The organism is Nocardioides sp. Z22_16, assembly GCF_058134365.1.
Window position 1 is genome coordinate 247794 of record NZ_JBYTTI010000001.1, and the last position, 24145, is coordinate 271938.

Consider the following 24145-nt stretch of genomic DNA (forward strand, 5'->3'; position numbering starts at 1 on the left):
GCGCACCTCGTCGGCGAGCACCACCGTCTCGACGTCGCGCAGCCACAGCTCGCTGCCGGGGTCCGCGGCGAGGGCGCGCGGACGTCGGTCCGGCGCTCTACGCTCGTCGGATGGACCTTCCCGTGATGCCGCCGGTGCGGCCGATGCTCGCCAAGTCCGTGTCGTCCGTGCCCACCACGGGCGGGTTCAGCTTCGAGCCGAAGTGGGACGGCTTCCGCTGCCTGGTCTTCCGCGACGGCGACGAGGTCGAGCTGACCAGCCGCAACACCAAGCCGCTGACCCGCTACTTCCCCGAGCTGGTCGCCGCGGTCCGCGAGCAGCTCCCCGAGCGGGTCGTCCTGGACGGCGAGCTCTTCGTGGCCCGTCCCACCGCCGAGGGCGGCGAGCGGCTGGAGTTCGAGGTGCTGCAGGAGCGGATCCACCCGGCCGCCTCCCGGGTGAAGACGCTCGCCGAGAGCACGCCGGCGGGGTTCGTCGCCTTCGACCTGCTCGCCCTGGGCGACGACTCCTGGCTGGAGCGGCCCTTCGCCGAGCGGCGGGCCGAGCTGGAGCGGGTGCTGGCGGGGCTGGACGGCCCGTGCTTCCTGACCCGGACCACCACCGACGTGTCGGTCGCCCAGGAGTGGTTCACCACGTTCGAGGGGGCGGGCCTGGACGGGGTGATCGCCAAGCCGTTGGACGCGCCGTACGCCCCCAACGCCCGGACCATGCTCAAGATCAAGCACGAGCGGACCGCCGACGTGGTGGTCGCGGGGATGCGCGAGCACAAGACCTCCACCCCCGAGCGCCGCCTGCTGGGCAGCCTGCTGCTCGGCCTCTACGACGACGGTCCCGACGGGGAGCCGCGGCTGCAGCACGTCGGGGTGAGCGCCAGCTTCACCGAGAAGCGGCGCGCCGAGCTCTGGGACGAGATGCAGCCGCTGGTCTGCGACCCCGAGGAGCACCCGTGGGGCGAGTGGAGCCAGTGGGCGGTCGCCAACCCCGACCGGATCCCCGGCACCAAGAGCCGCTGGAGCGCCGACAAGGACCTGGGCTTCGTCGCGCTGCGGCCGGAGCGGGTGCTCGAGGTGAAGTACGACCACATGGAGGGCCGCCGGTTCCGCCACACCGCCCACTTCAAGCGGTGGCGGCCCGACCGGGAGCCGGAGTCGTGCGACTACCGCCAACTGGAGGAGCCGGTGCGCTACGACCTCGGTAGGATCCTCGGCACAGACTCCGAAGGGTGAGGGTGGCATGAGCCAGACCGGCGACAGCACGCGCAACGAGCGGATCGACGACGGGATCGGCACCTACGACGTGGTGATCCTCGCCGAGCACGAGGTGAGCGCCAGCGATGCACGGCAGATCCACAGCCTCCACGACGAGATCGCCGACGAGGTCGTCTACCACGTGCTGATCCCCATCGAGGACGCCGCCGCCAGGGTCGAGGCGGCCATGGGCACCCTCGGCACCGGCGAGCTCCTGGCCGCCCCCGCGGTGATGAACGACTTCGACTACGAGGCCGTGCGCCACGAGTGCGAGGACCGGGCCGCCGAGGAGCTGAGCACCAGCATCGCCGCGCTCTCCGCGACCGGCGCCCGCACCGTCGGCAAGGCGATCACCGACCCCCCGGTCGAGGCGCTCGAGGCGCTGGTGCGCCAGGTGGACGGCCGCGAGGCGATCATCCTCACCCGGCCGCACGTGGTCGCGGAGTTCTTCCACGTCGACTGGACCTCGCGGGCCCGCCGCAAGATCGGCGTCCCGGTGCTCCACCTGATGGAGCAGGAGACCTTCGACGAGCAGGCCGGCGGCGGCGAGGGCGTCACCGGGCTCTGATGCGTCGGCTCCTGCGGCGACGTGACGGCGACCGGCTGCGCATCGCCTTCCTCGTCCTCAACCTGGACGGCATGGGCGGCACCTCCCGCTCGGCGATCACCCAGGCGGGCGCGCTCGCGGCGCGTCACGACGTCACCCTGGTCAGCGTCACCCGGACGGCCGACGCCCCGCACTACCCGATCGACCCCCGCGTCGAGGTCCGGCACCTGGCCGACCTGCGCACCCCGCACCCCGACGGCCTCGACCGGCGGCCCTCGGTGCTGGTCCCGGCCCGCTGGGACGGGCAGTTCTCCGCACTCACCGACGCCGCCCTGACCGCAGCCCTGCCCGACCTCGACGTCGACGTGCTGGTCACCGTGACGCCGGCGCTGCTCGCCGCCGCCGTCCAGCTCGCCCCCGAGCGGGTGGCCGTGGTCCACCAGGAGCACCGTTCCTCGGCCGACCGGGTGGGGGGCATGGAGCCGCTCCTCTCCTTCGCCCCGCGGGCCGACGCGGTGGCGCTGCTCACCGAGTCGTCCGCGGCGTGGCTGGCCCACGAGCTCGGGCCGGTCGCACCCGAGCTGCTCGTGATGCCCAACCCCCTCCCCCCGACCCTCCAGCCGCGGTCGGCGCTCGACCAGCGCCTCGTGCTGGCGGCCGGGAGGATCGTCGCGGAGAAGCAGTTCATCCACCTGGTCCGCGCCTTCGGCCAGCTCGACGCCCCCGGGTGGCGGCTGCGGATCCTCGGGGACGGTCCGTTGCGCGGCGAGCTGCGGGCCCAGGTGGTCAAGCTCGGTCTCGAGGACCGGGTCGAGCTGCCGGGCGCGGTCGACGACATGACCAGCGAGTGGGCGTCCGCCTCGGTCTGCGCCCTCAGCTCGCGCACCGAGGGCTTCCCGCTGGTCGCGCAGGAGGCGATGTCGGCGGGCGTCCCGGTGGTCAGCTACGACTGTCCGTCGGGTCCGCGCGAGCTCGTCGAGCACGAGGTGAGCGGCCTGCTCGTCAGCGCCGGCGCCAAGGCGGGGCTCGCCTCCGCCCTGGGGCGGCTCACCCACGACGAGGCGCTGCTGCGCCGCCTGGGCGAGGGCGCCCACGCCGCAGCCCGGGCCTACCTCCCCGAGGTGATCGCCGCCCGCTGGGAGGAGGTCTTCGCCCGGGTCGCCGGCCGCCGCGAGGGACGCAGCCGGGTGGAGGCCGCGGCCGCCGCCGGGCCGCTCGGCTCCCGGGTCCAGGTCGGCCGGCACACCCAGGAGCGCGCCCCCGGAGTCGACGTCCCCCTGGTGACCCCCGAGCAGTCCCGCCGCGAGGCCCTGGACCTGCTGCTGGCGGCCGTCGCCGGGCTCGACGGGTGGTTCGTGGTGCCCCCGCACGGGGCGGACCCGGCCACCGTGGTGGTCCCCGCCGAGCACCGGCAGAGCGTCCTCTCCCGCCTGGTCGAGGCGCCGGCCCACCTCTCGCTGCTCGACCCCGGCGACCGCGGCTGGCCCGAGCGACGGCTGCCGGTCGCCGAGATGGTGGCCCTGCAGTGCCGGGCGATGACCGCGCGGCTCGCCCTGGAGCCGTGGCCGCGGGGCGACGACGGCCGTCCGAGCCACCTGCGGGGGGCCGGCGCATGGGTGGAGTTCTGGGACCGGGACGGCGACGTGCTGGTGGCGCCCCGGCTCCCGGCGTACGCCGCCGAGGTGCCCACCGGGGCGGCGACCGCGACGGTCGCGGTCCACGAGCGCGGGGTGCCGACGCTGCCGCTGATGGCTCTGCCGAGGGTCGACGAGTGCCGTTTCCCGGTCGACGTCGTCTACACCTGGGTCGACGGCGAGGACCCGGCGTGGAACGCCGCCCGGCTGGCCCGGCTGGGGCAGGCCGCGGACGCCGAGCGGCGCCGGGAGGCCAGCGGCCAGGCGCGCTTCCGGAGCCGGGACGAGCTGCGCTACTCGATGCGCAGCGTCCACCTCTTCGCGCCGTGGGTGCGCACCATCCACCTCGTCACCGCCGGGCAGCGGCCCGACTGGCTGGCCGACGAGGCGCTGGAGTCGGGGCGGGTGCGGCTGGTCGACCACCGCGAGATCCTGCCCGCCGGCGCCCTGCCCACCTTCAACTCCCAGGCGATCGAGACCGGGCTGCACCGGGTGCCCGGCCTGGCCGAGCACTTCGTCTACCTCAACGACGACGTCTTCCTCGGACGCCCGCTGCGCCCGGAGACGTTCTTCTCCCCGGGCGGCGACTTCGCGGCCTTCGTCGGGGAGGGCCTGATCGGCCTGCCGACCGGCGACCCCGGGCAGCAGCGACCGTTCCTCCAGGCGGCCCTCAACAACCGGCGACTGCTGGAGGCGGAGCTGGGGGTGACCATCACCCGGGTGATGGCGCACTCCCCGCACCCGCACCGCGTCTCGGTGCTCACCGAGGTCGCCGAGCGGTACGCCGCCGCGGTGGACGCCACCGCCCACGCCCCCTTCCGCTCGCCGACCGACGTCTCGATGCTCAGCTCCCTGGCCCAGCACCACGGCCTGGCCACCGGCACCGCGTTCGCGGCGCACGCCGAGCACGCCTTCATCGACCTCAGCAACGCCCGGGTGGAGCGCCAGCTGCGCCAGCTGCGGGCGCGCGACAAGGACTTCTTCTGCGTCGGCGACCACCACGACTTCGCACTCGACGCCGACGAGGTCGACCAGGCGCTCGGGGAGTTCCTGGAGCGCTACTTCCCGGTCGCCGCCCCGTGGGAGCGCTCCTGACCCAGGCGCCCAGGTGGCTCAGTGGCCGCGCAGCCGGGAGAGGAGCCGGTTGGGCAGCGAGCGGCGCAGCCGGGCGTTCTCGTGCCGCAGCCCTTCGAGCTCGCGGCGCACCTCGTCGAGCTCGGCGTCCTTCTTGCGCCGCACCTCACGGCGTCCGGAGGTGACCCGGGCCGTGGTCGCGTCCATCGAGATCGCCTCGGCGTGGTCGAACATCTCCACGTAGGCCTCGCGCAGCCGGCCCAGCTCGGCGATCGCCTCCTCGTCGTGCGGAGCGTCGACCAGGACGTTCATGGCCTGCCAGGTCCGTTCGGCCAGCTCCTGGAGCCCCGCGGGGACGGCGAGGTCGTCCCAGGTGATGGCCGAGCGGTTGAGCCGCGCGTCGACGAAGTCGTCCACCTCGTGGTGGGCGCGGTCGGCGAGGTCGGCGGAGTAGGTGAGGTCGAGCTGCTCGCCGGCCCGCGCCATGGCCGTGCGCCAGTCCTCCACCAGGTCGGCGTAGCGGACGAAGGCCCGCGACTGCTCCCGGGTGGCCAGCTCGGTGAGGTGGGCGGCGTTGACCCAGGCCGCCACGTTGGCGGTCTCCCGCTGCCGGCGGAACTTCGGCGTCTGCTCGGTCAGGTAGGCGGTGTCGCGGGAGCGGACCACCTCGGTGGGGTGGCGCAGCATCGTCAGCGTCACCACCTCCGCCTCCACCTGGGCGGCCACTTTGGTCCAGACCGGCAGGATCCAGAAGGCACGGGGGTCCTTGATCAGCACCTGGCCGTCGTGCAGGGCCGGGTCGAGCTGGCTGGAGAGCCAGGCGCGGAGCCGCGCCTCGACCTCGGGGGCGGAGCCCGCCTCGAGGGCGATGTCGGCGGCGTCGGGGCGGGTGTCGATGGTGCGCACCGGGACGGGGTTGAGCACCTCCTTGTGGAACTCGGTCACCCACAGGGGCTCGTAGTACCCCCGGGGGTTGGCCTCGTCGGCGGGCACCTCCGGCTGCGGGACGTGGAGCCCCAGCCGCTTGAGGGTGCCGGCGACGCTGCTGGTCCCGCTGCGGCCCGAGCCGGTGACCAGGACGAGCTTGGGACGGTTGGGAGGAGTCACGGGGTGCAGGCTAGTCGGTGCCCGGGGTCGCCCCGGCGCCGCGGCCGAGCTCGGCGACGACGTCGAGGTGACCGGCGTGCCGGGCGTACTCGGCCAGCACGTGGAAGCAGATCCACTCCAGCGTCGGCGGGTGGTCGTCGAACCGGCCGCCGACCGCCGACCGGGCGGTCAGGGGGTGCTCGCGGAGGATCTTCCGGGTCCGCTCCGCCACGGCCTCGAGACGCTCCGCGAGCCGCTCGGCGGTGACGGCGTCGGGGACCTCCCAGCGCGCGTCGCCGCGCACCTCGTGGGGGTCGTCGGGCCGCTGGGGGTCCTCGGTGTTCCAGTCGCCCCACGCGTCGCGGACGGGCTCGCCGAGGAAGCCCCAGACGAACCACCGCTGCTCCATGTGCATCACGTGGGAGAGCAGCTCGAGGGGCGACCAGCCGGAGGGCACGAGGACCCGGCGCCGCTCGCCGGCGTGCATGCTCAGGACCGTCGCCACGATGTCGGCACGCACCCAGTCGAGGTAGTCGCTCCACCGCTCCGCACCGGGCGCCCCGAACCTGCCCGGCTCCCGCCCCTCCCCGCTCATGGCTCGATCCGGTTGCCGTCGTCGTCCCAGTGCTCGGCGACCTTCTTGCTCGGCTGCACCCGAGGCGGCTCGCCCGGCATCTTCGGGTGGTCGGGCGGGTAGTTGAGCTCGCGCGGGTCGGCCTCCCACAGCGCGAGCAGCGGAGTCAGGTCGTGGGCGACGTCGTCGATCTCCTGCCACGGGTCGCCACTGGAGGCGAGCCGCTCCGGAACGGTGAGGAGGTTGAAGGCCCGCGGGTCCTTGACGTCGTCCAGCTCATCCCAGGCCACCGGGGTGGAGACCGGGGCCCCGGGCAGCGGCCGCAGGGAGTATGCCGAGGCGATGGTGCGGTCGCGGGTGTTCTGGTTGTAGTCGACGAAGATCCGCTCGCCCCGCTCCTCCTTCCACCAGGCGGTGGTCACGCCGTCGTCGTGCTTCTCCAGCTCACGCCCGAGGGCGATGGCGGCGTGCCGGACGTCGACGAACTCCCACTCGGGACGGATGCGGGCGAAGACGTGGACTCCCCGGTTGCCGCTGGTCTTGACGAACGGCCGGATGCCGAGGCCGGTCAGCAGCTCGCGGGCGACCTGCGCGACCCGCACCACGTCGGCGAACGAGGTGCCGGGCTGCGGGTCGAGGTCGATGCGCAGCTCGTCGGGGCGGTCCACGTCGGTGCGCCGCACCGGCCAGGGGTGGAAGGTGAGGGTGCCCATGTGGGCGCACCACACCGCCACCGCGGCCTCGGTCGGGCAGATCTCCCGCGCCGTGCGCCCCGAGGGGAAGGTGATCTCCACGGAGTCGATCCAGTCGGGCGCCCCCTTGGCGATCCGCTTCTGGTAGAACGCCTCGGCGTCCTTGTCCTGCGGCCCGGTCGCCAGCTGGAAGCCCTCACGCACGCCCGAGGGCCACCGCTCCAGCGCGGTCGGCCGGTCGCGCAGGGCCCGCAGCAGGTCCTCCCCGACGTCCGCGAAGTACTGCGCGACCTCGAGCTTGGTGATCTCGGGGGTCTCCTCGGTCGCCTGGTAGATCACCCGTTCCGGGGAGGAGACGCGGACCTCCCGCTCCCCCGCCTGCACCCACGCCTCCGACGCCTTCGCCATGGGGCCCATCATGGCCTCCGGCGCCGACATGGGCCACCACGCGGTGGATACGCTCTGTGCCATGGGCTACCAGGTGGAGAAGACCGACGAGCAGTGGCGGGCCGAGCTGACCCCCGAGGAGTACGCCGTGCTCCGCCAGGCGGGCACCGAGCGCGCCTTCACCGGTGAGTACAACGACACCGACACCCCCGGCACCTACTCCTGCCGCGCCTGCGGGCACGAGCTCTTCGAGGCCCAGACCAAGTTCCACTCCGGCTGCGGGTGGCCCAGCTTCTACCAGCCGTTGACCGACACCATCGAGTACATCGAGGACACCTCGCACGGCATGAAGCGGGTGGAGGTGCGCTGCGCCAGCTGCGGCTCCCACCTGGGCCACGTCTTCCCCGACGGCTACGGCACGCCCACCGGCGACCGCTACTGCATCAACTCGCTCAGCCTCACCCTGCACGCGAAGCAGGACGCCTCTTCATCGGACTGAGCAAGCGCCTGGCCGATATGGAGTGAAGGCGGGCACGCAAGAGCCGCTGCAGCAGCGCCGGGTACAGATGCAAAGGCAGTCCGAGGGCCACCAGCCACACCGCGCCTCCCCATGCCCCGGTCGACAGCACGCCGAGAGCCACGGCCGCAGCCACGACAAGGCAGATGCTGTGGCCGACCTCGGAGCGACGTGTGTGCTGATCGAGTTCCTTCAGGCCCTCCCGCGTGCCGTCGAACCCACGCTCCCTCGCGATGACCCGGTTCCATCCGATGACGTCGAGCAGCTTCCCGAAGAGTCGGACCCCCAGTGCCGGGTAGAGCCGCGCCTCCCAGGGCCTGACCCGGAGCCACCCGTGATCCGGGATCCGTACCCGCGGACCGACGATCGAGGACACCCACGCCATCAGGATGAAATGAGTGACCCAGGCGAAGGCGAACCCGGTCCGGCCGAGGAAGACCCACGCCGCTGCGATGCCTCCGGCGGCGAGTGCCGTGGTGAGCGACGCGACCAGCATGACGCGTGCTGACTTGAGAGAGTGGGGCACACGCCCACGCTATCGAGGCTGCTTGCTGCACGGCCGCTGACGGCCCACACGACCCGACACGGAGCGAAGGCCCGGTGTCTCAGTCGACCGGAACCACCAGGGCGGAGCGGACCTCGACCCGCCCCTCACCGTGGGCCTGGTCGACCCACTCCTGGAGCGAGCCGTCGTCGTAGACCACGGTCAGCAGCACCTGGTCGCCCCAGGCGGAGCTGTCCAGCACGCCCGGGAGCTCCTGGAGCCGGGTGGTGAGGGCGACGAGCTCCTCCTCGTCGTACCGGGCCTGCTGGACGCAGAGCGCGCCGCCCCAGCTCTTGCGCAGCGTCGCCTCCGCGCCGGCGGGGTCCTTGGTGACCCGCACGTTGACGATCTGCTCCTCGGGCCTGGTGAGGTCGCCGTCCAGCCAGGCCTCCGCGTAGCCCGGCAGCTGGCCGGCCCGCCTCAGCGTCTCGTCGAGCGCGGCGGCGGAGGTCTTCGCCCGGTTCTCGATCTTCCAGCCGCCGGACGGCTCGGGGCACGCGGTGCCCGGCGTCTCCTCGACCGGAGCCGCTCCGTCGTACAGCGCCGCGGGGACCGCCTCGTCCACCTTCAGCCTCTCGCCGTCCCAGGTGCCGGTGAGCGCGAACTGCCCGTATCGCACGCTGCCGCTGGCCTCGTGCTCGGGATGGTCGTCCCAGCTCCAGCCGGAGAGTCGCTGCCCGTCGCACTGCGGCGGCGCCGACTCCGCGACCGCGCCGAGGCAGACGACCGGCAGGTCGCCCTGGTCGAGCACCAGGACCGGACCCCGGGTGGTCACCTGTCCCTCGGCCTGCGGCACCGCGGTGGGCGAGGAGGCGACCTCCTCGTCCGCGCTCTCCGGCTCCTCGGCCTCCGTCCCGCATCCGGTCAGCCCGGCCAGGGCCAGGGCGAGGGCGGGCAGCAGGAGGCGGGCGCGACGGGGCATGCCCCTGATCATGGCATCCCCGGTCACCGAGGGGGGCCGCCTCGACGACGTGACCGGAAGAGGCGTCAGGGCAGCCGGGTGAGGAGCTCGGCCACCGAGGCCCGGGCGCCGGTGTAGAACGGCACCTCCTCGCGGACGTGACGCCGGGCGTCGGACGCGCGCAGGTGCCGCATCAGGTCGACGATGCGGTGCAGCTCGTCGGCCTCGAAGGCGAGCATCCACTCGTAGTCGCCGAGGGCGAAGCTGGCCACGGTGTTGGCGCGGACGTCGGCGAAGCCGCGGGCCATCTGGCCGTGCTCGGAGAGCATCCGGCGACGCTCGGAGTCCTCGAGCAGGTACCACTCGTAGGAGCGGACGAACGGGTAGACGCAGATGTGGGCGCGCGGCTCCTCGTCGGCGAGGAACGCCGGGATGTGGCTGCGGTTGAACTCCGCCGGCCGGTGCAGCGCCATCTGCGACCAGACGGGCTCGAGGCGCCGCCCGAAGGCGGTGCGGCGCAGCGCGTTGTACGCCGCCTGGAGCGGCTGGCTGTCGGTCGCGTGCCACCACACCATCACGTCGGCGTCGGCGCGCAGGCCGCTCACGTCGTAGGTGCCGCGGACGACCACGTCCTCGGCGGCCAGCTTGGCGAAGAGCTCCTCGACCTCGGCCGCCTCGGCGGCGCGGTCGGCGTCGCCGAGCAGGTCCCGCAGCTTGAAGACCGACCACATGGTGTAGCGGATCGAGTCGTTCAGCTCGTTGATGCGCGCGGCGTTGCTCTGGCCGGCGGTGGTCTGCTCGGGGGTCGTGTCGGTCATGCCCCCATTGTGCTCCCGTGACCGAGGCCACAGGAGGCAGACCCGTCCGCCCCGGATGAGACCACCTGACAGATGGCCCGTCGCCTGCCATTCTTGCCAGCGGCCCGTCGGGAGCGGGCCCGACCTGGGAGGGTTACTGATGAAGGCTCTGGTGCGACCCCTGACCGTGTGCGCGCTGCTCACCGCCCTGACGTTGAGCGGCTGCGGCGAGGACGACGAGCCGGCCGGCGACGCGGGGACCAGCGCGGGGGGCGAGAGCACCCCCGGCGAGGCGAGCGGCGAGCCGAAGGGCGACGACACCGGCACGGGCCAGAAGAACCAGAAGCTGAAGAGCGTGAAGGTCCCGAAGGACTTCCCGGGCGAGGTGCCCCTGATCGACGGCGTGGTCACCGACGCCGTGGAGGAGGGCGGCACCTGGCTGGTCCTGGTGGAGGTGGCCGGACCGCACGAGGAGATCGTGGAGACCGCCCTCTCGAAGGTCCTCGCCGGCGGCTTCACCGAGGAGAGCCGCACCGAGGCCGACGGCGGCAACGTCCTGGTGACGGCCACCGGCGCGGGCTACGCCCTGACCCTGTCGGTCAACAAGCACGCCGACAGCAGCACCGTGAGCTACGCGGTCACCGAGGCCTGACGCCGCTGGGCACGCCCGCGCGGACCTGCACAGGATCTTCACGGCTTCGTCACCACCCCCTGGTGGGGCGGCTCCTACCGTGGCGGCATGTCATCGAAGACCGCCTACCGGCTCGGGCTCGCCCTGGCGGTGGCCACCCCCCTCTCGCTGCTGCTCGCCGCCGGCGCCCTCGGGATCATCGGGGCCGGGGGCCGGCAGGACCGCGTCTACGTCGTCGTCCTGGCCGTCGTCCTGCTGGGCTCGGCGCTGGCCAGGCTCCGTGCGCCCGCCATGGTGCTGGTCATGTCGGCCGGCGCTCTGACCCAGGCCGTGGTGACCGCGACCGTGCTCCTCGCCGGGGTGCACGAGGAGAACGGCGGGCAGGTCGGTGACCTCCTCGCCGTCACCGCGCTGTACGTCGCGCTCTTCGCGGCCGCCGCCTGGCTCTTCCACCGGGCCGCGGTGCCGCAGCGCGCCCTGGCCACCTGACGGAGCCGGCGGGCGCGTGGCGCGTGGCGCTCAGGCGGACCCGAGGAGCCGGTCCACCGCGACCCTCGCGGAGGCGATCACCGCCGGGATCCCGACGCCGTCGTAGGCCGCCCCGGCCACCGCCACCCCGTCGGGCAGCGCCGCACGGGCCCGGGCGACCAGGTCCAGGTGGCCCACGGCGTACTGCGGCAGCCCTCCGCCCCAGCGCTGGACGTGGGTGTCGACCGGTACCGCCCGGAGGCCGGTGGCCTCCTCGAGGTCACCGAGCGACCAGTCGACCAGCTCGGCGTCGCTGGCCTGGAGCGCGGTCTCCTCCCCGTGCCGCCCCAGGGAGGTGCGCAGGTGCACGACCCCCTGCTCGGCGCCGGCGGACCGGACCCAGCCCCACTTGGCGAAGGAGAAGGTGGAGGCCTTGATCCGGTGCCCGTCGACGGGCGGCACCAGGAAGCCCGACGAGCCCGACGCCTCCAGCTGTGCGACGTCCTCGGTCCGGAAGGCGAAGGTGACGACCGCCATCGAGGCGTACTCGATCCCGGCCAACTCCGCGGCGGTCGTGGGGGCCACCTCACGGAGCAGGCGGGCGGTCGGGGCCGCGGGCGTGGCCAGCAGCACCGCCGCCGCCTCGATCCGCTCCGGGGCCGTGGTCGGCCCGACGGTGAGGGCGAAGCCCTCCGGCGTGCGGACCAGCTCACGGACGGTGCGGCCGGTCCGGACGTCGAGCCCCGTGGCGAGCGCCTCGGGGAGCCTGCCCATCCCGCCGGGGATGCCGGCGAAGACGGGGCGGTCGTAGGTGGTGGGGATGGCCGCGCCCTGCTCCAGCAGGGAGCCCCGCTCGGCGAAGGCGACCAGCTGGGGCACCGACGCGCGGGCCGAGAGCCGGCGCGCGTGGCCGGCGTAGACCCCGCCGAGCAACGGCTCGACGAGCCGGTCGACCACCTCGTCGCCGAAGCGGGCGGCCACCAGGTCGCCCACCGAGATGTCGCCGTGCACCGGCGTCGGGGGCAGGGAGGGCTCGCGCCGCACCCGGGCGACCCCCTCGTCGGAGAGGACGCCCGAGGCGAGCAGCGCGTCGAGGTCGAGGGGCACGCCCATCAGCGAGCGCGGCAGTGGCCGGAGCCGTCCTCGGGTCCAGATACGGGAGGAGGCGACGGTCGGGTGCTCGACCGGCAGGCCCAGGTCGGCCGCGAGCTCGACGCCCTCGGGGCGTCGGTTGAGCATCGCCTCCGCGCCGACGTCGACCTGGATCCCGGCGACCGTGTCGCGTCGCAGCTTGCCGCCGACCTCGGGCGAGCCCTCCAGGACCACCACCTCGCGCCCGGCTGCGACCAGGAGCCGCGCCGCCGCCAGTCCGGCGACGCCGGCACCCACGACCACGACGGTTCCACGCGGCACAGCCTGTTGCATGCCCCCAATCTCTCAGACCTCCACGGGCTCCCGCTCGCCGGGCGTCCTCGGCCGGGACAGGTCGGCGTGGGGCTCGTCGCCCGCCCCGCCGACCAGGGTGTCCAGGTCGCGGCCCAGCGTCTCGGGGAGGAAGCGCGCGCAGGTCAGCGAGATCACCGCGACCGCCACGTTGTAGGTGGCCACCCACCACAGCGTCCCGTCGCCTCGCGTCACCAGCCACGCGGCGATCAGCGGCGTCAGCCCGGAGGCCACGATCCCGGAGACCTGGTAGAGCGTGCTCAGCGCGGTGTAGCGGTAGCGGGTCTCGAAGAGCTCGGACCAGAAGGCGGCCAGCGGCCCGTAGACGACGCCGTAGACCAGGCCGAGTCCGCCGACGAAGGTGAGGAAGATCAGCCCCCGGTGGCCGGACTGGATCATGGCCGCCGCCGGGAAGGCGAAGATCAGCCCGATCCAGGCGCCGATCCGGTAGACCGGCTTGCGGCCGAACCGGTCGGACCAGGCACCGGCGAGCGGCACCAGCAGCACGCCGAGACCGGCGCCGACCACGATCCCCTGGAGCGCCCAGTCGCGGGGCAGGCCCATGTTGGTCACGACGTAGGCGAGCAGGTAGACCGAGAAGAGGTTGAAGGTGAACCCCTCGATGAAGCGGGTCCCCATGCCGAGCAGGAGCGGTCGCGGCTGGCTGAGCACCAGGTCCTTGAGGGGGAGCCGGGAGACCTCCTTGGCCTCCTGGACCTTGGCGAAGGCGGGCGTCTCCATCACCGACAGGCGGATCCAGGTGCCGACGCCGAGCAGCAGGATGCTGACCACGAAGCAGGCGCGCCAGCCCCAGGCGAGGAACTGGTCCTCGGGGAGCAGCCCGGCGATGGAGAAGGCGATGGCGGCGAGGAACATCCCGCCCGGCACCCCGATGTGGGCGAAGCTGCCGAAGAAGCCGCGCCTGCCGCGGGGCGCGTACTCCACCGCCATCAGCACGGCACCGCCGTACTCCCCGCCCACGCCGATCCCCTGCAGCACCCGCAGCACCACCAGGGCGACCGGCGCCCAGATCCCGATCTGGTCGTAGGTGGGCAGCAGGCCGATGGCGGCGGTGCCGACCCCCATGATCAGCAGGGTCAGCAGCAGCATCCGCTTGCGGCCGAGGCGGTCACCGAAGTGCCCGAAGATGATCCCGCCGACCGGACGGGCCAGGAAGCCGACGGCGAAGGTGCCGAAGGCGGCGAACTGGGCCGCCGGCCCGCTGAGCCCGTTGAAGTAGAGCTTGTCGAAGACCACGGCCGCCGCGGTGCCGTAGAGGAAGAAGTCGTACCACTCGATCGTCGCTCCGACCGCCGAGGCCACCGCGACCTTGCGGGGGCTGGCGGACGCCGAGTCGACCGCCGCCTTCACGCGGCGTCCTCGGCGCCGGCGCGCGCGGCGTCCGGGGAGCCCTCCGGGACCGGCTCCCCGTTGATCCGCCCGTGCAGGGCGGCGGGGTCGAGGTCGTCGCGGTGCAGCCGCTTGAAGCCGCTCTCGTGGAAGACCAGCGGCGAGCGGTCGCCCTCCGCGCGGACGCCGTGCACCCGCAGCAGCACGATCGTGTGGTCCCCGGCGTCCACCTCCTGGTGGACCGAGCAGGTGAAGGTGGCGACGGCCTCGTCGAGCAGCACCGCCCCGCCGGCGGTGGTGCGCAGCGCCAGGTCGTCGAAGCGGCGCTCGGCGGGGCCGGCGAGCTGGCGGCAGAGCTGGTCGTGGTGGTCGGCCAGCACGCTGACCCCCAGCTGACCGGCCTCGCGGAGCGCCGGCCAGGTGTTGCTGGTCCGGGCGATCGAGAAGGAGACCAGCGGCGGGTCGATGCTGACGGAGGTGAAGGAGCTGGCGGCGAGGCCGATCAGCTGGCCCCCCACCCGGCCGGCGACGGCCACCACCCCGCTGGGGAAGGTGCCGAAGACGTCACGCAGCACCCGGGGGTCGAGGTCCTGCTCGGCGGTCTCGGGGACGACGGTCATGAGGTGGCTCCTGTCAGGTGGGGCGAGTCCGGCCGGGGCTGCGTCCCGGCCAGCAGGGCGGCCACCACCGGACGGGCGGCGGCGAGCCAGGGCGCGTACGCCGCGGGGTCGTCGTGCTGGGTGTCGAGCAGGTAGAGGCCCCGCACGGGGGTCTGGGCGCCGATCTCCGCCAGCACCGGGCGGAGCGTGAGCTCCGGTGCCAGCGCGTGGGCCGGGCCGGCGCCGAGCATCAGCGGGACGGCGATCCCGCGCAGCGTGCCGGAGCCGAAGCGGTCGAGGAAGACCTTGAGCAGCCCCGAGACCGACGCCTTGTAGGTGGGGCTGGCGAAGACCACCAGGTCCGCCTCCCCCACCTGCGCGACCAGCGCCGCGACGTGCTCGTCGGCCCAGTCGAGGATCGAGGCACCGAGGGTGGCCAGGTCGACCACCAGGTCGGGCTCGGCGCCGGTGAGCTCGCGGGCGAGGTGGGTGGCGGCGGCCAGCGTGCGGCTGGCCGGCTTGGGGTTGCCGACGACGACGGCCACCCGGGGCCCGGTCACGAGGCGGCCCGCCCGACCGTGGCGAACGGGACGGAGGCCGTGCTCGTCCGGGCGGCGGGGCGGGGGTCGTCCCACAGGCCGCGCTCGGCGAGGATCGGCAGCACGCCCTCGCCGAAGGTGTAGGCGCCCTCGAGGTGCGGGTAGGCGGAGAGGACGAACTCGTCGATGCCGAGCGCGGCGTACTCCGCGATCCGGTCGGCCACCTCCTCGTGGCTGCCGACCAGGGCGGTGCCGGCACCGCCGCGGACCAGGCCCACCCCGGCCCACAGGTTGGGGTAGACCTCGAGGTTGTCGCGCGAGCCGCCGTGCAGGGCGAGCATCCGCCGCTGCCCCTCGGACTCGCTCTTGGCGAGCCCGGACTGGACGTTGGCCAGGGTCTCCTCGTCGATCCCGGCGAGCAGCCGGTCGGCCTCGGCCCACGCCTCCTCGGAGGTGTCGCGGGTGATGGTGTGCAGCCGGATGCCGAAGCGCATCGGGCGTCCGTTGCGCGAGGGCTCCGCGTCGGCGACCGAGCGGATCCACTCGATCTTCTCCTTGACCGCGGCCGGCGGCTCGCCCCAGGTGAGGTAGACGTCGGCGTGCTTCGCGGCCACGGTGGCCGCGGCGGGCGAGGAGCCGCCGAAGTAGATCTCCGGGATCGGGTCGGGCAGCTGGTTGAGCCTGGCCGCCTCCACCGAGAGGTGCTCGCCGGAGAAGTCGACGGTCTCGCCCTCCCACAGGCGGCGGACGATGGTGAGGAACTCGTCGGCGCGGGCGTACCGCGCGTCCTTGTCGAGGAAGTCGCCGAACATCCGCTGCTCGTGGGGCTCGCCGCCGGTGACCACGTTGAGCAGCAGCCGGCCGCCGGTCATGTTCTGGAAGGTCCCGGCCATCTGGGCCGCCAGGAACGGCGCGACCAGGCCCGGCCGGAAGGCGACCAGGAACCGGAGCCGGTCCGAGACCTGGCTGAGCATCGCGGTGGAGAGCCACGCGTCGTCGCACCAGGCGCCGGTCGGGGTCAGGGCGGCGTCGAAGCCGGACTGCTCGGCCGCCCGGGCGACCTGGCCCAGGTAGGGCACGTCGGAGGGACGGCCCGCGGCTCCGGGGTTGACCCCGTGGCCGCCGCCGACGACGTGGCGGCCGTCACCGCCGTTGGTGGGCAGGAACCAGTGGAACTTCAGGGACATGACTTCCTCTCGGGCTTCGGGTGGCGGGGGTGGCGGGTACGCCGTCAGAGCTGGCCGTGGTTGGGGGGCAGGACGCCCTCAAGCACCCAGCGACCCAGGTGCTGGACCTTCCAGGCCGCGGGGTCGTGGAGGGTGTGGGTGCGGGCGTTGCGCCAGTGGCGGTGCAGGTTGAGGGAGTCCAGCGCCGCGCGGGTGCCGGCGACCTCGAAGAGCCTCGAGGAGACCGAGACCGACGCCTCGGTGGTGGCGGCGCGGGCCGCGGCCACGGCGAGGCTGGCGGCACCGGCGGACTCCTCGGTGAGGTCGGCGTTCGCCTCGTCCACGGCCCGGGCCGCGGCCGCGAGGAGCAGCTCGCACCCCCGCACGGCGACCTCCATCTGGCCGAAGGCCTGCACCACCAGCGGGTCCTCCACGGCTCGGGCGACCCCGGCGTCGGGGTAGGGCCGGCTCTTGGTGCCGACGAACTCCGCCGCCTCGGTGAGGGCGGCCCGCGCGATGCCGGCGTCCAGCGCCGCGTGCAGCACCTGGGCGAAGGCCCCGTAGGTCTGCGGGCCGGTGAACGTCTCGGCGTACCCGGTGACCAGGTCGTCGGGGACGGCCACGTCGCGCAGCGAGACCGTGCCGCTGGCGGTGGTGCGCTGGCCCATGCCGTTCCAGTCGTCGACCACCTCCACACCCTCGGCGTCGCGCCGCACCCAGGCGACGGCCATCGGGCCGAGGGGGCCGCGGTGGGCCAGGACCGGGATCCAGTCGGCGAAGAGGGCACCGGTGCAGTAGCCCTTCTCGCCGCTCAGCACCCAGCCGCCGCTCCCGTCCTCCAGGAGGGTGGTCCGGTGGTCGCGCACGTGCTTGGAGCCGATCTCGGACTGCGCGTTGCCGAAGGAGGCTCCGGCCAGCACGTCGGCGAAGAGCCGGGCCTGCTGGGCCGGGGTGCCCTGGTGCTTGAGGAGGTTGACGTAGACGAAGTGGCTGTGCGGGATCTGGGCGAGGCTCGGGTCCGCGGTCGCGAGGAGCCGGAAGACCTCGGTGAGGGTGGCCACCGAGACGTCCCGTCCGCCGTGCTCGGCGGGCACCGTCACCGCGAGCAGCCCCGAGGCCTTCAGCGTGGCCATCTCCTCGTGCGGCGTGGTCCGCTCGGCGTCGCGCTGGGCGGCACCCTTGGCGAAGAGGGAGGAGAGCTGCGCCGCGACCTCGAGCGCGGCGGCGTCGTCCAGGACCGGGACGCGGCTCACGCCACTCCCCTCTCGCTCGTGCGCTTCATCCGGCACCTCTTCCCGGTCGTCGACCGCTCGGCCACAATCTCATTAATCTGTACTGACTTGGTTGACTTTAGACCCGGTCCACATCTGCAGCCAAGGACGAACACCCCACTTCGCGGCACGTTTTGCCGTGGGGGTGGACGGTAAAACCTATTAAGTCGCGTAATTGAGTAGCATTACGCCATGCGTGTCGAACAGCTCGAGTGCCTGCTGGCCGTGACCCGTCACGGATCCCTGCGGCGCGCCAGCGAGCACCTCCACCTCTCCCAGCCCGCCCTGAGCGAGTCGATCACCCGGCTCGAGCGCGAGCTGGGGGTGGTGCTGCTCGACCGCCGGCGCTCGGGAGCGCGGATCTCGCGCGACGGGCTCGAGCTGCTCCCGCACGTGGAGGCCGTCCTGGAGTCGGTGGCCCGGCTCCGCACCGCCGCCGGTGACCGGTCGGTCGGCGAGCGCCTGCTCCGGGTGGGCACCGTCAGCGCCGCGACCTCCACCCTGCTCACCCCGGCGCTGCGCGCCTTCACCACCGACCAGCCCCACGCCCGGGTCGAGGTGGTCAACGCCCGTCAGGTCAGCATCGACTCCGGCCTCCTCGACGGCAGCCTCGACCTGGGCCTGGTCAACGTCCTGGAGGGCGACGACCCGCCGGCCGGACTGCTCGACACCCCGCTGCTCACCGGACCGGTGGTCGCGGTGCTTCCCGGCGACCACCGGCTCGCCTCCCAGCACTCCGTCGACGTGGACGACCTGCGCCGCGAGCCGTTCGTGGCGATGCGCGAGGGATACCTGATGCACCGGCTCAGCGTCCGGCTCTTCGGCGACACCTGGCCCCGCGCCCTCACCAGCACCGACGGCGCGGAGCTGGGGAAGGCGCTGGTCGCCGACGGCGCGGGCCTCACCCTGCTCCCCCGGTTCAGCGTGGAGGGCGACCCCCTGCACCGGGTCGGTGCGCTGGCGCACCGCCCGGTGGAGGGCCTGGACACCTCCGTCGCCCTGGTCCTGCGCCTGCGCCGCAGCACCCGGGTCGCCCCGCCGGAGCGCCACCTGCGCGACGCCCTGCTCGCCCAGGCGGGGCGGGCCAGCGCCCTGCGGGTCGTCGACGAGGCCCCGGCCGGCTGAACGGGGCCTGACGGAACCGGCAGCGACGCGGCCGCGTCCCACTGCCATGACGAGACGACCTGCGAGACGAGCCCCCGCGTACGCCGCCCTGCTGACGACGGCACTGCTCCTCGCCGGCTGCGGCACCGGGTCGGAGTCCTCCGACAGCGACACCTCATCCGGTGGCGCGGTCTCCGACGAGGCGCAGACCTCGGACGACGCCGGGGCGGTCGCGCCCGAGGCCGATTCCGCGGCCGACTCCGGCCGGTCCCTGGTCCCGGCGAGCGGCGCCGGGGTCGCCCCCGCCGCGGCCCGCCGCGCGGTGATCGCCACCGCCACGGTCGCCCTTGACTCCCCCGACGTCGCCAAGGCCCGCCAGGAGGTCAAGCGGGTCGCCGACGTGCTCCGCGGCGAGGTCAGCGACGAGGAGGCGAGCACCGACGACGGCGAGGTGTCCTGGACCCGGATGGTGCTACGGGTGCCGACCGAGAGCTACGAGGAGGCGATCGAGCGGATCGAGGGGGCCGGGCGCCTGCTCGAGACCGAGCGCAGCACCGAGGACGTCACCACCCAGGTGATCGACAACGAGGTCCGGATCCGCGCCCAGGAGCGGAGCCTGCGGCGGGTGGAGGTGCTGCTGGACCGGGCCGAGCGCATCGCCGACGTGGTCAGCGTCGAGGCGGAGCTGACCCGACGGCAGGCCGAGCTGGACTCCCTCAAGCAGCAGCAGGCCTACCTGGCGGACCAGACGTCGATGGCCACCGTGACCGTCCACATCTCGCAGCGCGCCGCCGACGAAGAGCCGGTCGTCGAGGACGAGGAGACCGGCTTCCTGCACGGGCTCGCGACCGGGTGGAGCGGCCTCAGCGGCGCGGCGGTCGCGCTGGCCACGGTGGCCGGGGTGCTGCTGCCCTGGCTGCTCGTCGTCGCCCTGCTGGGCGTGCCCGCCTGGTGGGCGGCCCGCCGGCTGCCGCGGCGCGGCCGACGCCCCGCTACGCCGGGTCAGGTCAGCGGGTAGGACTGCACGAAGTCGGTGAGCCGGGCCAGCTGGTCGGGGTCGGTGGAGGGGATGACCCCGTGGCCGAGGTTGAAGACGTGGCCCCGCGCCGCGCGGCCCGCCTCGATCACCTGGGCCGCGCGCGCGGTCATCACCTCGGTGGGGGCGAAGACCAGGGTCGGGTCGAGGTTGCCCTGGACCGCACGGTCGCCGACCAGCTCGATCCCGCGCTCCAGCGGGGTGCGCCAGTCGATGCCCACCACGTCGGCCCCGGCCTCGCCCATCAGGCCCAGCAGGTTGGTGGTGCCGACGCCGAAGTGGATGCGGGGCACGCCCAGCTCGCCCGCGGCCTCCAGCACCCTGGCCGAGTGGGGCATCACGTGCTCGCGGTAGTCCTGCGGGGTGAGCGCCCCGGCCCAGGAGTCGAAGAGCTGCACGGCCGAGGCACCCGCCTCCACCTGCACCCGCAGGTAGTCGGCGGCGATGCCGGCGATCTTGCGCATCAGGGCGTCCCACACCTCGGGGGCGCCGAACATCATCGCCTTGGTCTTCGCGTGCTCCTTCGAGGGACCGCCCTCGACCAGGTAGGAGGCGACCGTGAACGGGGCGCCCGCGAAGCCGATCAGCGGGGTCGCGCCGAGCTCGGAGACCAGGCCGCGCACGGCCTGGGTGATGAAGGGGACGTGGTCGGGGGTGAGGTCGGGGATCGCCTCGACGTCGGCCAGGGTCCGCACCGGGTTCGCCACCACCGGCCCGATCCCTGGCTTGATGTCGAGATCGACCCCGACGGCCTTGAGGGGCAGCACGATGTCGGAGAAGAAGATGGCCGCGTCCACGCCGTACCGCCGGACCGGCTGCATGGTGATCTCGACGACCAGGTCGGGGTCCATGCAGGACTCCAGCATCCCGATCCCCTCGCGGACCCGCAGGTACTCGGGCAGCGAGCGGCCGGCCTGCCGCATGAACCAGACCGGGGTGTGCGGCACCGGCTCGCCTCGGACGGCCTTGAGGAACGCACTGTCGCGGACTGTGGGGGTGGAGGTCACGCCCGCGATCATCGCAGGTCAGGCGGCGTGTTGGCACATCGCTGGCTGGCCGCCCGACGTAGATTGGCGCTCATGGTCGTCCACTCCGAGCCACACCCCGGCACGGGGCCGGCTGAGGCACCCGCTCCGTTCCTGACCGCGGTCGCGCAGCTGCGCGCCGCCGCGCTGCGCCCGGAGGTCTTCTGCGAGGAGATGCCGGCGCCGCAGCGCATCGCCCCCTGGTCGTCGGCGCTCAGCGCCGACGTCAGCGTCGGCGACCACGAGGCGGGCACCGGACGGCTCATCCTGCTCCACGACCCCGACGGCAACGACGCCTGGAACGGCACCTTCCGGTTCGTGGCCTACGCCCGCGCCGAGATCGACCCCGAGCTGGTCACCGACCCGATGCTCGGCGCCGTCGGCTGGAGCTGGCTCGTCGAGGCCCTCTCCGCCCACGGGGCGCGCTGGGGCTCGGAGTCCGGCACCGTCACCCGGGTCGCCTCCGAGAGCTTCGGCGGGATGGCCCACGAGGACGGCACCGCCCAGCTCGAGGTCCGCGCCTCCTGGACCCCGCTGGAGGGGGACGACGGCCTCGACCTGGCGCCCCACGTGGAGGCGTGGGGTGAGCTGCTCTGCACCGCCGCCGGGCTGCCGCCGCTCCCGGAGGGCGTCACGGCCATGCCGAGCCGCCGCGGGCAGCGAGGCCCGGACCCCCGATGAGCCGCAACCAGGAGACGGGCTCCGCACCCGACCCCTCCCCAGACCCCGACCTGCCCGGCACCGACGAGGCGCCCGAGGCCCCGCCGGCCCCGCTGCTCACGCTGCGCGACGGAGTGCCCGACGTGGTCGACACCCCCGAGGCCCTCGCCCGGGCCTGCGAGGCGCTCGCCGCCGCGACGGGTCCGGTCGCCCTCGACGCCGAGCGCGCCTCCGGCTACCGCTACTCCAACCGCGCCTACCTGATCCAGCTGCGTCGCGGCGACTCCGGCACCTGGCTGATCGACCCGATCCCATTCGGCTCCCGTCTCCCCCAGCTGGCCGACGCGCTGGGCGACGAGGAGTGGATCCTGCACGCCGCCACCCAGGACATCCCCTGCCTGCGCGAGGTCGGCCTGGAGCCGGTCAACCTCTTCGACACCGAGCTGGCGGGCCGCCTCCTCGGCTACCCCCGCGTCGGGCTCGCCACCCTGGTGGAGCAGATCCTCGGCCTGAGGATGCGCAAGGAGCACTCGTCGGCGGACTGGTCGACCCGTCCGCTGCCGCGCTCCTGGCTCGAGTACGCCGCCCTCGACGTGGAGGTCCTCGTCGAGCTGCGCGACCACATGGCCGCCGAGCTCGTGGCGCAGGGGAAGGACGAGTGGGCGCGGCAGGAGTTCGCCCACCTCACCGGCTTCCAGCCGACCGTCCGGGTCGAGGCATGGCGGCGTACGTCGGGGCTCAACAAGCTGCGCGGGCGTCGCGCCCTCGGCGCGGCGCGTGCCCTGTGGGAGGCCCGGGACGAGATCGCCCGCCAACGCGACGTCACGCCCAGCCGGATCATCCCGGACTCCGCCCTGGTGGCCGCGGCCGCCGCGCTCCCCACCGACCGGCAGGCCCTGCTGAGGACGCCCGGGTTCCACGGCCGCGGCGCCGAGCGCTACGCCAACCGGTGGGTCACGGTGCTCGACGAGGTCCGGGCACTGCCCGAGTCGGAGCTGCCCAGCCGGACGGCCCGCAGCGACGGTCCCCCGCACCCGCGTGCCTGGGCGGACCGGGACCCGGCCGCCGACCGGCGGTTCAAGGCGGCCCGGGAGGCGACCAAGAAGCTCGCCGACGAGCACGGGCTGCCGGTGGAGAACCTGATCAGCCCCGACCCGGTGCGCCGCGCCATGTGGGCACCGCCCGCCACCCGCGACCCCGGCCCCCTGGCCGACGCGCTCGCCGAGCAGCTCGCGACGCTCGGCGTGCGGCCGTGGCAGGTCGAGCTGGTGCTCGACGCCCTGGTCGACGCCGTGCTCACCGGTGACGTCGAGCCGCCGGCGGAGCCGGACGACTCCGGCGAGCCCGGGACGGGCGACCCCGAGGGCCGCTGAGCGGCGCGCCTCGGAGGGAGCCTCGGCCGACTCCCCGGAGGGAGCCTCGGCGCCGGGCTCCTGCCGGTCAGTCCTCGGCGCCGTCCGGGGACTCCGTCTCGCTCGACTCCTCGGTCTCCTCCGACTCGGCGGCCAGGACGTCGCGCGAGGTCTCGTCGATCTCCTCGGTGATCGCCTCCAGGTCGAGGTCTCCAGGCTCGGTCAGCAGTGCCAGCAGCAGCGGGGCCACCGCCTGCTCCAGGTCCTGCCAGGACTCCAGGAGGGGCTCCAGCACCATCCCGCGGACCGCGGTGTTGAAGACCCGGCTGCGCGAGGGCTGGCGGCCGGGCTGCAGGAAGTCGTCGGAGGCGGCGACGGCCAGGTTGGCGGGAACCATCGCCCCGGCACGCGTCACCCGGGCCGTCGCACTCTCGCCCACGGCGTAGGAGATCAGGTCGGCGGCCGCGGCGGGATCCTCGGTCCGCGCCGAGATGCACAGGCCCGTGACCTCACCGACGGTGCTCGCGCTCTCGAGCGTGGGCATCGCCATCACGTTGAAGTTGAGGCCCTCCACCTGCCGCAGCTCGGGGACCAGGTCGCGGTAGCCGGCGATCATCCCCAGCTTGCCGCGGCGGAACCACTCCAGCGCGGAGCGCCGCTCCAGCTGCTCGTCGGTCAGGGTCAGGCTCGCGTCGCGGAGCACGGCGAGCGACTGCTCCAGCGCCGCCCGGCTGCCGTCGTCGGAGAAGCTCAGCGAGGTGGGCGCCTGGTCGTCGTCGAAGACCGAGCCGCCTCCCGACCGGATGAAGGGGGTGAGCCCGCGGATGGAGGCGTCGATGTGGAAGCCGCTGGTGCCGCGGCCCGGCCGGGCCGCGAAGTCGGCGGCCGCCTCGAACTCGGCCAGCGTCCACCTGTCCCAGCGGTACGGGACGTCGAGCCCGCGCCGTTCCATCTTGTCGAAGTCGATCAGGTCGGTGTTGAGGTACATCACCATCGGCGAGATCGAGTAGGCCATGCACTGCAGCTCGCCGTCGAGGCTGAAGGACTCGACCGCGTCGCGGGAGAAGTCGTCGCCGAAGTCCACTCCCCGCTCGTCGAGCAGCTCGCTGACGGGCCGGGTGAGCCCCTCGCCCATCAGCTGGTCCAGGTCCTGCCGGTCGACCATGAAGACGTCGGGCACCTCGCCGCCGGCGAGCGCCTCCACCGCGGAGTCGTGGTCCTTCCACTCCACCAGGGTCGTCTCGCCGCTGTCGTAGGAGGCGTTGAACTGGTCGGCGACCGCGGACCACGCCGCCAGCTCCTCCTCGGTGCCGTAGACGCCCAGGGAGAGTGGCGTGGCCTCGCGGGTCGGGGAGGGCTCCGCGGGGGTGGCGGAGCTGGAGGGACGCGCCTCCGGGGTCGCCTCGTCGTCGGAGCAGCCGGCCGCGACCAGCGCCAGGGACAGCAGTGCGGCAGTCACCAGGGCGGGACGACGGAACGGCATGGACGGGACTCCTCGGGG

Annotated in this window: 24 protein-coding genes; 10 read left to right on the plus strand and 14 right to left on the minus strand. The window is 73.9% G+C overall.

Features of this window, described 5'->3' with window-relative positions; genetic code table 11:
• Positions 1-110 precede the first annotated feature (110 nt).
• Genes AC3X7R_RS01220 through AC3X7R_RS01230 form a run of 3 tightly spaced genes read left to right on the plus strand, consistent with a single transcriptional unit; the run spans position 111 to position 4523 of the window.
• Positions 111-1226, plus strand: coding sequence for an ATP-dependent DNA ligase (locus AC3X7R_RS01220; RefSeq protein WP_489963719.1), 1116 nt, complete (start codon positions 111-113; stop codon positions 1224-1226).
• Between the two features lie 7 nt (positions 1227-1233).
• A complete protein-coding gene (locus AC3X7R_RS01225) occupies positions 1234-1815 on the plus strand; it encodes a hypothetical protein (protein WP_489963720.1) in 582 nt (193 codons plus the stop codon).
• Positions 1815-4523 (plus strand): stealth conserved region 3 domain-containing protein, encoded by a 2709-nt coding sequence (locus tag AC3X7R_RS01230; protein ID WP_489963721.1) that lies wholly within the window; start codon positions 1815-1817, stop codon positions 4521-4523. The genes AC3X7R_RS01225 and AC3X7R_RS01230 overlap by 1 nt, the downstream gene beginning before the upstream one ends.
• An 18-nt stretch (positions 4524-4541) precedes the next feature.
• On the opposite strand, the gene AC3X7R_RS01235 is transcribed toward AC3X7R_RS01230, so the two are convergent.
• The 3 genes from AC3X7R_RS01235 to AC3X7R_RS01245 are packed head-to-tail and all read right to left on the minus strand — an operon-like array spanning position 4542 to position 7262.
• Entirely contained in the window at positions 4542-5609 is a 1068-nt protein-coding gene (locus AC3X7R_RS01235; protein ID WP_489963722.1) for a sulfotransferase family protein, read from the minus strand.
• A 10-nt stretch (positions 5610-5619) separates the two neighbouring features.
• Positions 5620-6183, minus strand: a complete 564-nt coding sequence (locus tag AC3X7R_RS01240; RefSeq protein WP_489963724.1) for a mycothiol transferase — start codon at positions 6181-6183, stop codon at positions 5620-5622.
• Positions 6180-7262, minus strand: coding sequence for a DNA polymerase domain-containing protein (locus AC3X7R_RS01245; protein ID WP_489963725.1), 1083 nt, complete (start codon positions 7260-7262; stop codon positions 6180-6182). Before AC3X7R_RS01245 ends, AC3X7R_RS01240 begins: the two co-directional genes overlap by 4 nt.
• Before the next feature lie 61 nt (positions 7263-7323).
• Between AC3X7R_RS01245 and msrB the strand changes: the two genes are divergently transcribed.
• Complete coding sequence (gene msrB, locus AC3X7R_RS01250; RefSeq protein WP_489963726.1) at positions 7324-7740, plus strand: peptide-methionine (R)-S-oxide reductase MsrB; 417 nt, start codon at positions 7324-7326, stop codon at positions 7738-7740.
• On the opposite strand, the gene AC3X7R_RS01255 is transcribed toward msrB, so the two are convergent.
• The 3 genes from AC3X7R_RS01255 to hemQ form a co-directional block, all read right to left on the minus strand.
• Positions 7700-8284, minus strand: coding sequence for a glycosyl-4,4'-diaponeurosporenoate acyltransferase CrtO family protein (locus AC3X7R_RS01255; protein ID WP_489963727.1), 585 nt, complete (start codon positions 8282-8284; stop codon positions 7700-7702). The genes msrB and AC3X7R_RS01255 overlap by 41 nt on opposite strands.
• Before the next feature lie 79 nt (positions 8285-8363).
• A complete protein-coding gene (locus AC3X7R_RS01260) occupies positions 8364-9224 on the minus strand; it encodes a hypothetical protein (RefSeq protein ID WP_489963729.1) in 861 nt (286 codons plus the stop codon).
• A gap of 65 nt (positions 9225-9289) precedes the next feature.
• The gene (gene hemQ, locus AC3X7R_RS01265) at positions 9290-10021 is read right to left on the minus strand and encodes a hydrogen peroxide-dependent heme synthase (RefSeq protein WP_489963730.1); all 732 of its coding nucleotides are present in this window, start codon (positions 10019-10021) and stop codon (positions 9290-9292) included.
• A 139-nt stretch (positions 10022-10160) separates the two neighbouring features.
• Here hemQ and AC3X7R_RS01270 point away from each other — a divergent pair, with 139 nt between their 5' ends.
• Both AC3X7R_RS01270 and AC3X7R_RS01275 read left to right on the plus strand, forming a co-directional pair.
• Positions 10161-10652, plus strand: coding sequence for a hypothetical protein (locus AC3X7R_RS01270; protein WP_489963731.1), 492 nt, complete (start codon positions 10161-10163; stop codon positions 10650-10652).
• A gap of 87 nt (positions 10653-10739) precedes the next feature.
• Positions 10740-11120 carry a hypothetical protein gene (locus AC3X7R_RS01275; protein ID WP_489963732.1) on the plus strand — a complete coding sequence of 127 codons (381 nt, stop codon included), beginning with the start codon at positions 10740-10742 and terminating at the stop codon, positions 11118-11120.
• Between the two features lie 30 nt (positions 11121-11150).
• Here AC3X7R_RS01275 and hemG read toward each other — a convergent pair whose 3' ends face one another.
• From hemG to AC3X7R_RS01305, 6 genes are read right to left on the minus strand one after another with little or no spacing between them, the layout of a single operon-like run.
• Complete coding sequence (gene hemG / locus AC3X7R_RS01280) at positions 11151-12524, minus strand: protoporphyrinogen oxidase (RefSeq protein ID WP_489963733.1); 1374 nt, start codon at positions 12522-12524, stop codon at positions 11151-11153.
• A gap of 12 nt (positions 12525-12536) precedes the next feature.
• A complete protein-coding gene (locus tag AC3X7R_RS01285; RefSeq protein ID WP_489963734.1) occupies positions 12537-13913 on the minus strand; it encodes an MFS transporter in 1377 nt (458 codons plus the stop codon).
• Positions 13910-14512, minus strand: a complete 603-nt coding sequence (locus AC3X7R_RS01290) for a flavin reductase family protein (protein WP_489963735.1) — start codon at positions 14510-14512, stop codon at positions 13910-13912. The genes AC3X7R_RS01285 and AC3X7R_RS01290 overlap by 4 nt, the downstream gene beginning before the upstream one ends.
• Positions 14509-15051 (minus strand): NADPH-dependent FMN reductase, encoded by a 543-nt coding sequence (locus AC3X7R_RS01295; RefSeq protein WP_489963736.1) that lies wholly within the window; start codon positions 15049-15051, stop codon positions 14509-14511. The genes AC3X7R_RS01290 and AC3X7R_RS01295 overlap by 4 nt, the downstream gene beginning before the upstream one ends.
• On the minus strand, positions 15048-16217 hold the full coding sequence (locus AC3X7R_RS01300; RefSeq protein ID WP_489963737.1) for an LLM class flavin-dependent oxidoreductase: 1170 nt from the start codon (positions 16215-16217) through the stop codon (positions 15048-15050). The genes AC3X7R_RS01295 and AC3X7R_RS01300 overlap by 4 nt, the downstream gene beginning before the upstream one ends.
• A gap of 44 nt (positions 16218-16261) precedes the next feature.
• Complete coding sequence (locus tag AC3X7R_RS01305) at positions 16262-17449, minus strand: SfnB family sulfur acquisition oxidoreductase (RefSeq protein ID WP_489963738.1); 1188 nt, start codon at positions 17447-17449, stop codon at positions 16262-16264.
• 210 nt (positions 17450-17659) lie between these two features.
• On the opposite strand from AC3X7R_RS01305, the gene AC3X7R_RS01310 reads away from it, so the two are divergent.
• Positions 17660-18592 carry a LysR family transcriptional regulator gene (locus tag AC3X7R_RS01310; RefSeq protein WP_489963739.1) on the plus strand — a complete coding sequence of 311 codons (933 nt, stop codon included), beginning with the start codon at positions 17660-17662 and terminating at the stop codon, positions 18590-18592.
• A gap of 46 nt (positions 18593-18638) precedes the next feature.
• Complete coding sequence (locus tag AC3X7R_RS01315; protein WP_489963740.1) at positions 18639-19589, plus strand: DUF4349 domain-containing protein; 951 nt, start codon at positions 18639-18641, stop codon at positions 19587-19589.
• Here the strand turns inward: AC3X7R_RS01315 and hemE are convergent.
• Positions 19574-20614, minus strand: coding sequence for a uroporphyrinogen decarboxylase (gene hemE, locus AC3X7R_RS01320; protein ID WP_489963741.1), 1041 nt, complete (start codon positions 20612-20614; stop codon positions 19574-19576). The two genes, AC3X7R_RS01315 and hemE, sit on opposite strands and share 16 nt — an antisense overlap.
• 72 nt (positions 20615-20686) lie before the next feature.
• On the opposite strand from hemE, the gene AC3X7R_RS01325 reads away from it, so the two are divergent.
• A complete protein-coding gene (locus tag AC3X7R_RS01325) occupies positions 20687-21313 on the plus strand; it encodes a DUF3000 domain-containing protein (protein ID WP_489963742.1) in 627 nt (208 codons plus the stop codon).
• A complete protein-coding gene (locus AC3X7R_RS01330) occupies positions 21310-22665 on the plus strand; it encodes an HRDC domain-containing protein (RefSeq protein ID WP_489963743.1) in 1356 nt (451 codons plus the stop codon). The genes AC3X7R_RS01325 and AC3X7R_RS01330 overlap by 4 nt, the downstream gene beginning before the upstream one ends.
• Before the next feature lie 67 nt (positions 22666-22732).
• On the opposite strand, the gene AC3X7R_RS01335 is transcribed toward AC3X7R_RS01330, so the two are convergent.
• Entirely contained in the window at positions 22733-24127 is a 1395-nt protein-coding gene (locus AC3X7R_RS01335) for an ABC transporter substrate-binding protein (protein WP_489963744.1), read from the minus strand.
• Positions 24128-24145: the final 18 nt, after the last annotated feature.

Excerpts from the sequence above, each read along its gene's own strand:
- AC3X7R_RS01225 (WP_489963720.1), top strand. The coding sequence starts at position 1,234 with ATGAGCCAGACCGGCGACAGCACGCGCAACGAGCGGATCGACGACGGG.
- AC3X7R_RS01245 (WP_489963725.1), bottom strand. The coding sequence starts at position 7,262 with ATGGCGAAGGCGTCGGAGGCGTGGGTGCAGGCGGGGGAGCGGGAGGTC.
- msrB (WP_489963726.1), top strand. The coding sequence starts at position 7,324 with ATGGGCTACCAGGTGGAGAAGACCGACGAGCAGTGGCGGGCCGAGCTG.
- AC3X7R_RS01315 (WP_489963740.1), top strand. The coding sequence starts at position 18,639 with ATGACGAGACGACCTGCGAGACGAGCCCCCGCGTACGCCGCCCTGCTG.
- AC3X7R_RS01240 (WP_489963724.1), bottom strand. The coding sequence starts at position 6,183 with ATGAGCGGGGAGGGGCGGGAGCCGGGCAGGTTCGGGGCGCCCGGTGCG.
- AC3X7R_RS01300 (WP_489963737.1), bottom strand. The coding sequence starts at position 16,217 with ATGTCCCTGAAGTTCCACTGGTTCCTGCCCACCAACGGCGGTGACGGC.
- AC3X7R_RS01230 (WP_489963721.1), top strand. The coding sequence starts at position 1,815 with ATGCGTCGGCTCCTGCGGCGACGTGACGGCGACCGGCTGCGCATCGCC.
- hemQ (WP_489963730.1), bottom strand. The coding sequence starts at position 10,021 with ATGACCGACACGACCCCCGAGCAGACCACCGCCGGCCAGAGCAACGCC.
- AC3X7R_RS01260 (WP_489963729.1), bottom strand. The coding sequence starts at position 9,224 with ATGCCCCGTCGCGCCCGCCTCCTGCTGCCCGCCCTCGCCCTGGCCCTG.
- AC3X7R_RS01270 (WP_489963731.1), top strand. The coding sequence starts at position 10,161 with ATGAAGGCTCTGGTGCGACCCCTGACCGTGTGCGCGCTGCTCACCGCC.
- hemG (WP_489963733.1), bottom strand. The coding sequence starts at position 12,524 with ATGCAACAGGCTGTGCCGCGTGGAACCGTCGTGGTCGTGGGTGCCGGC.
- AC3X7R_RS01310 (WP_489963739.1), top strand. The coding sequence starts at position 17,660 with ATGCGTGTCGAACAGCTCGAGTGCCTGCTGGCCGTGACCCGTCACGGA.
- AC3X7R_RS01335 (WP_489963744.1), bottom strand. The coding sequence starts at position 24,127 with ATGCCGTTCCGTCGTCCCGCCCTGGTGACTGCCGCACTGCTGTCCCTG.
- AC3X7R_RS01330 (WP_489963743.1), top strand. The coding sequence starts at position 21,310 with ATGAGCCGCAACCAGGAGACGGGCTCCGCACCCGACCCCTCCCCAGAC.
- AC3X7R_RS01325 (WP_489963742.1), top strand. The coding sequence starts at position 20,687 with ATGGTCGTCCACTCCGAGCCACACCCCGGCACGGGGCCGGCTGAGGCA.
- AC3X7R_RS01220 (WP_489963719.1), top strand. The coding sequence starts at position 111 with ATGGACCTTCCCGTGATGCCGCCGGTGCGGCCGATGCTCGCCAAGTCC.
- AC3X7R_RS01290 (WP_489963735.1), bottom strand. The coding sequence starts at position 14,512 with ATGACCGTCGTCCCCGAGACCGCCGAGCAGGACCTCGACCCCCGGGTG.
- AC3X7R_RS01275 (WP_489963732.1), top strand. The coding sequence starts at position 10,740 with ATGTCATCGAAGACCGCCTACCGGCTCGGGCTCGCCCTGGCGGTGGCC.